This is a genomic window from Pseudoalteromonas luteoviolacea S2607, assembly GCF_001625575.1.
Taxonomy (GTDB): Bacteria; Pseudomonadota; Gammaproteobacteria; order Enterobacterales; family Alteromonadaceae; genus Pseudoalteromonas; species Pseudoalteromonas luteoviolacea_E.
The window spans coordinates 67,805-80,781 of record NZ_AUXV01000017.1 but is presented as its reverse complement, the minus strand read 5'-3'; the positions used below and the strand labels follow the sequence as shown (position 1 = coordinate 80,781).

The window sequence follows — 12,977 nt, the reverse complement described above, 5'->3', positions numbered from 1 at the left end:
CCGTCTACCCAAAAGCCAAGTCGCGTTATTGCACTTGGCTTTTGTTATTTAACCAGTCTTGATTTTGATCAACAAAATATGGTTCGGTCATGGCGCTCACAGAAACTTACGGGTTTTCCTTAAAAAAACTAGGGCTTTGCTCGTCATTAAGACACATCCCTAGGTTGTGGGTAAAATAGCCTCATTTAATGCATTTTAGAACGCCCTATGCGTTCATGTTATTGGCACCAAACCTTGAGGGACATGCACATTATTGGTTTTTCATAATGGGCTATTTGGATGCAATCACGTGTGCCAAATGGCTCTAAATTTACTGCAAGAGACATTTGGCATGATCCAAGAATATATCGATGCGTATCCGCAGGGCCTTGGCCTGAGTGTTCAACAAAAACAACATGTATCAAAACAAGATGATGCCGCCATTGCCGTGCACAGTGTTTTGGTGCCAATCGAACCCAGCCTAACAGTGGCTGAGCTGACGCAGCGTGCTGAGGTCATTGCGCAGCAACAGCTCATATTGCAGTTTGCATTCACACAAGTAGAAGGCTTCAGAAGTACGCGTCAGGTGCCAAGTGCACAACATAGCCTAATCTGTGAAGCGGTTACGAGCCAAGCAGACTTAGTGGCAACAGAGCAAGCTAAGCTGATCCCTATTACACTGGATACGGCACATGGACAAAACATTCAACTCAGCCATTTTGTTTGTCAGCAGCAGGCGTATTTGTTGATCCATGCCAATGCATTAGCGTTAGATATTGCCAGTGTTTATGAATATATTGGTCAATTACTCAACGGTGTGGAAGACGACGTTGAAGCCATTCAATATCCGGACTTTTTAGCTTGGCTTGAAGAAGTCAACGAGGCACCAGAAGCGGCCCAAGGGGCGGCGTATTGGCAGCAATTCAGCGCAAAATTACAGCCTTTAGATAACCACTTTCAATTGCCTTATCACAAGGCGCCTGCCGCCACTGATTTGCGCACGCAGCAAAGCTGTGCGGTGCCACTGAGTGATTCAGTTCTGCAAAATATTGATGGTTTGGCGGAGCAACTTGAGCTAGACAGTGAAGTGATTTTACATGCGATGTGGTGGTTATTACTCGCGCGTATTAGTAAAAGTGCGGGCTATAGCGCTGCACTTGGTTACGACCCTAGACAAATGAGTGAAGAACTGGAAGGGGCGCTTGGCGTTTACCAGTTACATTTACCGATTGCCATTGAAGTGGATCCTGCGCAAACATTGACTGCGTGGCTAAGTCAGTTTGCTTTTCAATGCGAACAACACCTTGAATGGGCTGAAGCTTATCAGGGCACTGAGAAGTATGAATTAAACTGGTCGCCGAACTGTATTATGCAGGTGTGGCATGGCGAGTCGTATGGCCAATTATTACGCTTGGACGATAGCAGCGAATTACATTTAACTTGTGTACTAAAAGACACGGGCGCACAACTGGCGCTACGCTATGATAGCCAAGCCTACAGTGACGCAGCGGCACAAACCTTGTTAGCGCAATATCAGCAATTATTACAGCAACTGGGTAGTCAACTAAATACGCCAGTGGGTGAATTACAGCTTGCCACAGAGCAAGAGCAACAGCGTCACTTGGGGTTAAACCGCGCTGCCACGGAAGTGCCGTTACTGTTTGATAAAATTGCACACTTTGCTGCGACTCAGCCAACACAACTTGCCCTAACAGACGGCCAACAAAGCTTAGACTATGCCGCTTTGGATGCGCGTTTACTGCGTATTGCTAATGTTTTGCAAGCGCAGGGCGTTGCTAGCAACGATATCGTTACGGTTGCGCTGCCACGCAGCTTCGAGCAAGTCTTGGTGATTCTAGCGATTCAACGTCTTGGTGCTGCATATTGTCCAGTGGACCCTGTATGGCCACACTCGCGCCAACAACAAATTATTGCAGCTGCTGGTGCAACCCGCCACATTGCAGCACAAAGTGATGAGCATAGCATAGGTTTAGTTGAGTTGTTGGCTGCAGCAGAGCAACTCACTGTCGCGGACTCAATTGCGCTGCCTAACGCGCAACAAGTGGCGTATGTTCTATTCACATCGGGCTCTACGGGCACGCCAAAGGGAGTGGTGATCGAACATAGCCAGTTGGCACATTACTGCTTTGGCTCAAGTGAAGCGATGCACCTAGGCCAACAGCGTTATGGTTTAACTTCAACGGTTGCCGCTGACATTGGTAACACGTGTCTATTTAATGCCTTTTACAATGGCGGTAGTTTGGTGGTTGCTCCTGAACAGGCCGTTATGGAAGGTCAGGCTTTTGCCCAATTTGTCAGTGCGCAGCACGTAGAAGTGGTTAAGATTGTGCCTTCACACCTGCAAGCGCTGTTAGAGAGTGAGCCAAAAGTCCTACCAAACAAGCTGATCCTTGGTGGTGAAGCCAGTGCACCGACATTACTGCAAAAAATCCATCGCTTGAGTCCAACTACGGAAGTATTTAACCATTACGGACCGACCGAAGCGACGGTCGGTGTGCTGTCTCATCAGTATCATGATTTATCGAGCTTTGCAGGTACCGTGGCAAAGTTAAGCCAAGTCTTTGCTGGCTCGTCGATTTATATTCTTAATGAGCATGGTGCGTTGTGTGCGGTTGGTGAGCAAGGTGAATTGCACATTGCGGGTACGCAACTGGCACGTGGCTACTTAGGTAAGGCACAAAGCGAAGGGTTTGTCAGCGATAGCCAATGGGCACCAAGATTATATCCAACGGGTGATGTCGCACGTTATATGCCTGATGGCACCATCAGTTTGTCAGGCCGAAAAGATGACCAAGTACAAATTCGCGGCTTTAGGGTTGAGCCCAATGAAGTTGCTGCAAGTGTAAGCCGTACGCTTGAGTCAGTAGGATGTTATGTCATGGCGCAAAATCTTGGTGGCCAAACTGCATTAGTGGCTTATTTAACTGGGTTTGAATATCAAGGTAATCAGGTATCTGGCCTACTAGATGGTGACGTGAATCAATACTTGCAAACGCACCTGCGCGACCATTTACCTGAAGCCATGGTGCCGCAATTTTTCATCGCGCTAACGCAACTGCCACTGTTGGCCAATGGCAAAGTTGATCGTACTCAGTTACCTAAAGCAAATGAGCTGCAAAACGTGGCATACGTGGCGCCAAGTTCACAGCTAGAAAAATGGTTAGCAGACTCGCTGGCCGATATTTTAGAAGTTGAAAAAGTCAGCTGTGATACCAGCTTCTTCGACCTAGGCGGCCACTCTCTAGCCGCTATCAAATGGGTAACACGGATTAAAAAGCAACTGTTAATGGATGTTGATCCAGGCATTATTTTTGATAACGCCACCATCGTGAAGTTAGCGGCCGCATTGAGTGTTAAGCACCCTGATGCGCAAAAGCTAGAAAAAATCGCCATGACCCAATTAAAGCTGGCTACGCTCTCGCCAGAGCAGCGCGAAGCACTACAACAAAAGTTGGGTTTAAGCAGCTAATCGCTTAATCAAATCAATCTTTACATTAGGGAGTCTGTGACTCCCTTTTCCCTTTTTTAGAGATACACATGAACAACGACGATATTCTTGACGCACTGGCCGATGAATTAGACCTAGACTTACTTGGTGAACTATTTGCTGAGCAACCAGAAACACACAGCGAGATCCCTCGTCATGCGGATAACTTTGGCCACCTATCATTTCAGCAGCAGCGATTATGGTTGCAGCAACAGCTGACACCAGAGTCTATTTCCTACAATGTGCCCCGTGCTTACTACATTGAGACAGCGTTGGATTTAGCCAAGCTACAACAGGCCTTAAATGTATTAGTCCACACCCATCAGGCACTGGCGACACGTTTTAGCGATGACAATTCGCCAGTTCAGTACCTCGTCGACCATGCGCAAGTACCACTTATTGAATTGGCACTACCAGAGGCACAGCAAGTAGAGTCAGCCGTAGAGGCATTATCGTCAGATGTAGTGAAAAACTGGTTTGCCCAGCCTTTTGACTTATCTCATGCCCCACTAATGCGTGCCGCTTGGCTAGCATTTGATAAAGGTGGGATCCTGCTTTTAGACAACCATCACATCGCCAGTGATGGCTGGTCGGCAAATTTGATTTTGCGTGACCTTGCTCGCGCCTACTTCGGTGAACATATTGCGCCAACGGCGCTACGATATCTCGATTATGCCCAATGGCAACGAGATGCGCTTGAGGCCGAAATGGGTCAAAAGGCCTGCGATTATTGGCGTGACTACGTCAATTTTGAGCCGCAGCAACTCAATATACCGAAGGCGACACAAGAGGATGATGGCCGCTATGCCATTTTGGCAAAAACGCAGCTATCGACTAAGATGACGCAGTCTTTGCGCGGCGTGTGCCAGCAATACAGCTTGACGCTATCATCGTTGACGATGGCGCTATACCAAGTTGTTTTATCGCGCTTTAGCGATGCGCAGCAGTTTTTATTAGGGGTGCCAACCGCGGCGAGAAACCACCCTGACATTAGTGACATTGTCGGTTTTTTTGTCAACACCCAGTTGTATAAAAATGAGGCTTTACCGGCGCGTTCATTAGTAGAGGCAGCACGCGCTGTACAGCAGCACACCTTGGCTGTAATTGATCATCAATTGGTGCCTTACGAATGGTTGGCAAGAGAGTTGGGGTGGCAGCAAACGGGAGAGCAAAGTCACTTCCAAGCCATGTACAATTTCTCAGAGTATCAACCAAGTAGCGATGGGCCGATGCCATTGCCGTTGACGCCGATCATTGTGGATCAATTCGAGGCCAAGTTTCCACTTTCATTGGAAGTGGTCGAGCAAGCCGATTCGATTTTGATTCAGTTTGAGGGCGACCCCAAGCACTATGAAGCAGAGGTACTAACCCATCTTCTAGAGAGTTTCTTAGTGTTGACTGAGAAATTGGCAGCGCAACCAGAACAAGCAATGGGTAACGTCTCCTTGGCTGTACAGCAACCCCTCGCCCCCATTGAGCCAATGGCACCCGCGCAGAATTATCTAACCAAGTTGGCCGAGTGTTTTAGCACACATGCCGAGCAAGGTGCGGTGATGGAGCCTCATGGTCACTCCCTGACTTATGGAGACTTGGATAAGCGCAGTGCGCAGTTAGCGCATTACTTGATTTCGCAAGGGTTACAGGCAGAGCAAACCGTGGCACTGATGTTTAGCCGAGGCGTTGACATGCTAGTGGCGATGTTAGCGGTAATGCGTGCTGGGGGCACGTATGTGCCGGTTGATCCTAAGTTACCACAGTCACGCATTGACTATATTTTAGAGCACAGCGCGTCTTTGCTGGTGCTGCACAATACGCAAGTGGCGTTGACAGACAAGGTCGTGGCGATTAATACCGCGACACTTGCGCTAGATTCACAACCTGAGTCTGCGCCTGTTGTGAATATTCACGGGGCGCAATTGGCGTATGTGATTTATACCTCAGGCTCCACAGGCAAACCAAAAGGGGTGGCGATTAGCCATGAAAATCTCAGTAACTTTTTAGCCGCGATGCAAAATAAATTCACTCTGCAATCGAGTGATAAAGTGCTGGCCCTGACCTCGTTGTCATTTGATATCTCTGGCCTTGAATTACATCTGCCACTTTATGTGGGCGCACAGGTGCTGGTTGCAGAACAGCAAAGTGATTTAAACGAATCGATATTGGCGGAGGTTTCTTTAATTCAAGCAACCCCAGCTGGTTGGCGGGCACTATTGGCTGAAAACCTGATACAGCGTCCCGTGTTGGGATTGTGTGGTGGCGAAGCGCTGCCAGCAGAGCTTGCCGAGTCGCTGCTGGCCCATGATGTGACGCTTTGGAATATGTATGGGCCGACTGAAACAACGATCTGGTCGTCCTGTCAGCGTGTGGTTGATGGTCAAATACATCTCGGGGAAACCGTTCGCGCTACCCAGTTTTATGTCTTGGATGATGCGCTCAACCCTGTACCAAATGGGGTGGCCGGCGAGCTATACATCGCTGGAGCAGGCCTGGCGCGAGGTTATTTAAATCGTCCAGAACTCAGTGCTGAGCGCTTTGTGGCAAATCCCTTTTGCGATAACGGCAGCCGACTGTATCGCACCGGAGATTTGGTGAAATATAATGTACAAGGCCACTTGGAGTATCTTGGGCGTACCGATCACCAAGTGAAAATTCGTGGTTTTAGAATTGAGTTGGGTGAAATTGAGGCGCAGCTGTATCACCAATCGAATGTCACTGAGGCCGTGGTAATCGCTGAAGAACTACCAACCGGCACACGTTTGGTCGCGTATGTGGCAGGCAGTGATATTGCAAGTAGCACGCTGCAAACCCAGTTAACGCAAGTACTTCCGAATTATATGGTGCCCAGCGTGATTGTGGTGCTCGAGGCATTGCCGCTGAATAACTCTGGTAAGATTGACCGTCATGCGCTACCTAAGGTACAAGACAGTCATCGTGAAGCCTTTGTCGCACCCGCTGACGAACAAGAGCAGCAATTAGCGGACATCTGGCAAACGGTCCTGAAGTATTCACCGATAGGGCGTGAAGATGACTTTTTTGCCCTTGGTGGCGACTCAATCATTGCATTGCAATTGGCAAGTCGCATTAGTGAGTCATTAACGCTCAATTGCGCTGTGAAAGATATTTTTGACGCGCCTACCGTGGCGGCTTTATCGGCACGGTTAACCTCAGCACCTGTCAATGTATTCCCTGTACTTGAGAAAGTAGACAAACAGCCTAGCTATGATCTTGCCCCAGCGCAGATGAGCTTGTGGTTGTCTGATCAAATGGTGCAAGAACAAGATAAACATGCCTTTAATATTTCAGGTGCCGTGACACTGCGCGGTGACTTGGATATCGCTTTGTTACAGCAGGCATTTTCTCTGGTGGTTGCTCGTCATGCATCACTGCGTATGCGTTTTGAAGAGCATTTAGGCGAAGCAAGCATGGTCGTCGCCGATGACATCGAGTTTAACTTAGCCAGCCATGACCTATCTCACCTTGCGCAAACGCAGCGGGATGAACACACGCAAAAGTTACAAACAGAATTCGAAAATCAGCCGTTTAATTTAGCGTCAGCGCCACTACTACGTGCCATGGTGGTGAAACTCGCGGCGAGTGAGTTTCTGTTGTCTGTCAGTATGCACCACATCATATCGGATGGTTGGTCGACGGGCGTGTTAATTGACGACTTAGGCAAGGCCTATCAGGCTCTGACAGGCCAACAGTCACCAAATTGGCAGCCACTAGAGATTGACTATGTTGATTATGCGCACTGGCAACAGGCTATGCAAAGCCAAGAAGCCGGTCAGTTGTTACGTGATTATTGGCGCGACCATCTCGCGGCCGCCCCGGCAAATAGCGCCTTGCCAAACCATTATCCCCGCCCAGCACAATTAAGTAATGAAGGCGGTTTGGTAACGGGGTCATTTGATGCAGATCAAACCAAGCGTTTAAAAGCATTTGCCAGTGAGCAGCGTCTTTCTCTCAATGCACTGTTGTTATCTGGGTACTTTTTGTTCTTGCATGCCATCAATGACAAGCCAGATGTGGTTGTGGGCAGTGACTTTGCAGGTCGTGAAAATCCAGCACTTGAAGCGCTCATTGGTTTCTTCGTGCGGGTTTTACCGCAGCGAAGCAAGCTTGATGACGAATCTTTAGTTCTTGATTTTATTAAACAAACTCAAGATTTATCACTGCAGGTAATGGCCCATCAAGCCTTGGGGCTTGAGTCTCTCACTGAGTTGGTCGATACACCTCGCGTGAACAATATTCAGCCCTTGGTGCAGCAATTATTTGTGATGCAAAACACGCCACAGCAACAGTGGCCAATGGCCGAAATTAGCCTAGAACCTGTGGAGAGTTTAAGTGCGATTAGCAGTAAATTTGATAGCGCGCTCTTCGTCATTGAGGCGGATGAGTTGCAATGCCAGTGGGTGTTTAGAAAACAGCTTTATAACCCAGAGATTATGCAGCAATGGTTGGGGCGTTGGCAGCAATGCGTGTTGCAACTCATAGAGATGAGCGAACAGCCTGTTCGCAATGTAATTTCGCCAATGATTCAGGAATTTAAAACTATGCAAAAAGCAGCCCGAGGAAATTCATTTTCAGGATTAAAAAAAGGTCTTAAAAAACGTGCAAAGGCACCTGCTGCGCCGATAAAAACATACTTTTTACCCGAGACTGAGCAGTTTCCAATTCTCGTAGAGCCGACGTCCCCCGATCTTGACCCAATAAATTGGGCAAGCAATAACCGCGATGTGATAGACGGTTATTTACAACAATACGGTGGGATCATTTTTAGAAATTTCGCGCTTCAGTCGCCGCAAGAGTTTGAATCTTTTGCTGATGCCATTCAACCTGGCCTCTATGGTCAATATGGCGACTTACCGAAAAAAGAAGGTGGTAAAAAAACTTATAAATCGACGCCTTACCCAGAGCGCCAGATGATCCTTTATCACAATGAAAGCTCGCATTTAGGTAAATGGCCACGCAAGCAATGGTTCTTCTGTGAACTGCCTTCGAAGGTAGGGGGCGCGACGCCAATTGTGGATTGCCGCCGTATGCTCAAAGAGTTGCCAGAAGAGCTCGTTGCAAAAATCAAAGAAAAAGAGCTGTTATACGTGCGTAACTTTATTCCAAACCTAGATGTGGCTTGGCAAGATTTTTATAAAACCGACGACAAAGCTGAAGTAGAAGCGCGTCTGACGGCAAGCAACACCGAGTTCCGTTGGCTGGACAATGGTGGCTTGCAAACACGCACTAAAACGCATGGTGTGATTAAGCACCACTTGAGTGGTGAGGAGTCGTTCTTTAACCAAGTGCAGCTGCATCATGAGTCTTGTTTAGAGGCGAGTGTACGTGATGATCTCCTAGAGATGGTTGGTCACGAATATTTACCACGTAACGTGTTCTTTGGTGATGGGACGCCGATCAGCTATGAAGAAATGGCGATCATCGGTGAAGCATACGAGCGCTGTGCGGTGAGATTTGACTGGCAAAAAGGCGATGTGGTGATGCTGGACAACATGCTGGCTGCTCACGCCCGTGACCCCTATGAAGAGCCGCGTAAAATTGTAGTGGCTATGGGTGATATGGTATCTCAAGCGCAATTATCTGCAGCGAATGCAGAGCAGGCGAAAGCCAGTCAGGAGTGTTTAGCATGATCGCTGAATACATTGAAGAATATCAGCAAGGGGTTGTACTGACGGCCAATCAGCAGTGTTTCACTGCTGATATTAACGCATCACTACCACTTGTACAGTTGCTGGTGCCGTGCTCAGCGTCACATCAAAGTGTCCAGCACTATGCTGACGAATTAGTCCAATCTCACATCAGCTTAGCATCAAACTATCAACCCGTTGCTGGCTTTAAAGGTCTGCGTGCACTGCCTAATGAAAGTGCAAAAATTGCCGTGGATGGCATTGAATGGTCTCAATCGGGTGTCCCAAGTCTGGCGCAACTAGCATTATTGTCACCTGTAGATTTGGCACCGCAAAATGGTTGTAACTTACAGCTTACATACGTGCAAACGGGCGAGCAAAACCTGCTCGCATTGCGTGGCTTTGCGGGTGCTGTAGATTTACCTTCGCTTGAGCTCATCGCTGCGATTATTAATGGCCAGCCAGATGATGAAGAAGCGCTTCAATTCCCAGACTTTGTTGCTTGGCAGCAAGAGATGCAGAGTGAAGATGAAGGGTTGGCGGGACAAGCTTTTTGGCAAAACTACATGAGTGGTGATGTGCCTTCGGTATTGCAGTTGCCTTATAATATGGGGGCTGTTAGTGAAGGTGAATACAGCGTTAGTCAAATACAACACACTGTCAATGCGGACGTGTGGCAAGGGGCGAACCATTACGCCGAGATTTTAGGTGTATCTGTACAAAACCTTACGCAATACGCTTGGTGGTGGTTGATGGCGCGTTTAGCAACCACACCACGCTTTTTAACAGCGTTACACTACGATCCTCGCCAGGAAGACGAGGCGTTTGAGGGCGCCATTGGCCGCTATGCAAAAACATTACCTTTAATCGTTGAATACCAGCCGGAGCAATCGCTAGAGAAATGGTTGAGCGATTTAAATGAACAGTGCGAAAGCCTGCGCCAATATGCGCTGAGTGCCAACGAATCTCAACTGCAAACCGCATTGACCAGCACGGATTACGTTGTACCACGCGACGAGCTGCCGTTTGACTGGCATACAGGTCATGGTCATGGTTTAAATATCGTGGTTTCTCAAAAGGGTGTGCTGACCTTAAATTACATCCAAGGCAGTTACTCAGCTGCCGCAGTGACAAGTTTACTGGCGCAATTGGAACAAGTCCTCCGTGTTATTGCCACAGGCAATACTCAGGACAAATCTGCTGATATCAGCATACTAAGTGATATTCATAAATCTCAGTTGTTAGCGATTAATGGTACAGAACTGAGTGAGCAATTGGAAAGTGTCGTACAGCGTGTGTATGGGTTTGCCCAAAATCAGCCCACACATACCGCACTGACAGACGAAGTTGGGTCTTTGAGCTACGCAGTACTTTGGCAGCGAGTCGAGGAAGTAGCCAAAGGCTTGATAGCAGCACAACCGGCGTCTTTACAACCCGTTTTATTACTGCTCCCAAGAAGCACCGATTTAATCGTTGCGATGCTGGCAAGCATGCGTGCAGGCTTTGGTTTTGTGCCTTTAGATCCCAGCTGGCCGCAGGCGCGCATTGATAAAGTGTTAGCCCAATTTGACAATGCAGTGGTGATTGCTGCATCGACTGACTTAGGTGTCACGTTAGACACACTGAAATCAGGTAGTGATGCAACGTTACCGGCACTTGAATCGATAGCAAGCAGTCTGGCTTATACCATTTTTACTTCGGGCTCTACAGGCACACCAAAAGGCGTTTGTATTGGTCAGCAGCAATTAAGTGCTTACTGTCATGCGTCGAGCGAAGCGTTGAATTTAACGGCGCAACAAAACTTTGCCTTAACCGCAACCGTGGCCGCCGACTTGGGTTATACCTGCTTGTTTAATGCCCTTTATTTGGGTAAGCAGCTATGTATTGCTAATGAGCAACAAAGCATGGACAGTGCCGCGTTTACGGCCTTTTTACAGCGACACCAGATTGACTGTATCAAAATTGTCCCCTCGCATTTGCAAGCGCTATGCGATCTAAAAGCATTGCCTTACTTCCCGCAAAAGATAATTCTTGGCGGTGAAGCGTGTCCAAATACGTTTTTACGCTCATTACAACAGTGGGCACCTCAAAGTGAGATTTATAATCACTATGGACCCAGTGAAGCCACTGTCGGTGTAATGTGTCACCGCTATCAGGTAGGTGATGGTGGCGTGGCTAAGTTGAGCCAAGTATTTACGGGTACTCAAACTTACATCTTAAATCAAGCTGGGCAGTTGTGCAGTTATGGTGAAGTGGGTGAATTGTACATTGCCGGTGCTCAGCTGAGTGAAGGTTATCTCGCGCAGCCGGAACATCCGGCATTTTCGGTGCATGATGAATTGGCGCGACGTATCTATGCAACGGGCGATCTCGCGCGTTATATGCCAGACAATTCAGTGATGATTTTGGGTCGTAAAGATGACCAAGTTAAAGTGCGCGGTTTTAGAATTGAACTGGGCGAAGTAGCAAATAGCATTGAGCAAGTTGAGGGCATCGAACATTGCTTGGTGATTGCCGATAAAGTCGATGGACAGATCACTCTACAAGCGTATATCGTCGCTAACCAGTTTGCTGAGGGCGCACTCGATAGCGAGGCGGCGGCAGCGCTGCAAGTTGCCTTATCACACAAGCTGCCCGAGGCGATGGTGCCTTCAGCATTCATGGTGGTTGCTCTGTGGCCACGCCTAGGTAATGGCAAGGTTGACCGCAAAGCCTTGCCTTCGTTTACTACACAAGTTGCAGCTTATGAAGCGCCGCAAGGTGAGTTAGAGGTACGTTTGGCTGCCTTATTTGCTGAAGTATTGGAGCTTGAGCAGGTAAGTCGTAGTGTCTCTTTCTTCCAGTTGGGTGGGCATTCTATTTCAGCGATTAAATTGGTGAAGCGCTGGGCAGACCGAGAAGCGGCACCATTACATTTTGATTTAGGTGTTCTATTCCAAGCCCCCAGTGTGGCACAACTGGCAAAGGCTTTGACGAGCCGCGATGCACAGGCTATTACACCGTTGAATGCGCATAAAGTAGGTAACCGTCAGGTTATTTGTTTCCATGATGGGCTGGGGCTCACTTTGAGTTACCGTGCGTTGGCAGAGCAACTGGCTGAGCAGGTGAACTTGTTTGCCTTAGTGCCGAGTCAAGCGGACCTTGAAGCGGCCGATTTTGATCAGCTTGCGACGCAATATGCAGAAAAAATTACCGCGCAGTTTAGCGGTGAAAGCATTGAGCTATTGGGCTTTTCTATGGGCGGACTTTTGGCTGCAAAAGTGGCGGTATTACTCGAAGCTGCTGGTCAATCTGTTACGCATCTGTATTTGGCAGACCCCTGGATCCCGACAGTCCAGCCAAGGATTGCCACGCAATTAGACGCTGTGCATGAGTTCTTAACATTGGTGGTAGACAACGGTGAAGAAGCTTGGTCAAACCGCGTTGATGCACATTTCAAGCCGTTGCTGGAAAGCGCTGAACTTGACGCAGATATGCTTAAAGCGCAGTTAACCGCGTTTTGGCAAGCCGAAAGCGTTCAGTTACCACTGCCTTATAGCGCTATTGATAGTGCTCAATTGGCTGCGACGTTTACCAAGAGCGAAAGGCTTAAGGCACAGCGTGAAAAAGGTTGTACGTTGCCAAACTTACCAGCAGGACTGACGACGCAGCTATGGTGGTCAAATGAGCGCCTAGCCAGTGATATCGCGTCTTTTAGCAGTCATTTATCTGCAAATGGCGCGCAGTTATCTGAGCAACAGTTAGCCTGTAACCACCAGCAGGTGGTGAGTCATGTGCAATTGTTCAAAGCTGTAGCGGGCTAGGTCAATGATTGGGCCAAATTAAAGGCCCTAGCAACATAAATGTAAGGG

General features: G+C 48.2%; 3 protein-coding genes. All 3 read left to right on the top strand.

Annotated elements, in window-relative coordinates:
- The first annotated feature begins 298 nt into the window (after window positions 1-298).
- On the top strand, window positions 299-3,469 hold the full coding sequence (locus tag N480_RS10435) for an amino acid adenylation domain-containing protein (RefSeq protein ID WP_231102249.1): 3,171 nt from the start codon (window positions 299-301) through the stop codon (window positions 3,467-3,469).
- Between the two features lie 68 nt (window positions 3,470-3,537).
- Window positions 3,538-9,129: a non-ribosomal peptide synthetase gene (locus tag N480_RS10430; protein WP_063372438.1), complete on the top strand. Its 5,592-nt coding sequence runs from the start codon at window positions 3,538-3,540 to the stop codon at window positions 9,127-9,129.
- On the top strand, window positions 9,126-12,929 hold the full coding sequence (locus tag N480_RS10425; RefSeq protein WP_063372437.1) for a non-ribosomal peptide synthetase: 3,804 nt from the start codon (window positions 9,126-9,128) through the stop codon (window positions 12,927-12,929). The genes N480_RS10430 and N480_RS10425 overlap by 4 nt, the downstream gene beginning before the upstream one ends.
- The last annotated feature ends 48 nt before the right edge of the window (window positions 12,930-12,977 follow it).

Excerpts from the sequence above, each read along its gene's own strand:
- N480_RS10435 (WP_231102249.1), top strand. The coding sequence starts at position 299 with ATGGCTCTAAATTTACTGCAAGAGACATTTGGCATGATCCAAGAATAT.
- N480_RS10430 (WP_063372438.1), top strand. The coding sequence starts at position 3,538 with ATGAACAACGACGATATTCTTGACGCACTGGCCGATGAATTAGACCTA.
- N480_RS10425 (WP_063372437.1), top strand. The coding sequence starts at position 9,126 with ATGATCGCTGAATACATTGAAGAATATCAGCAAGGGGTTGTACTGACG.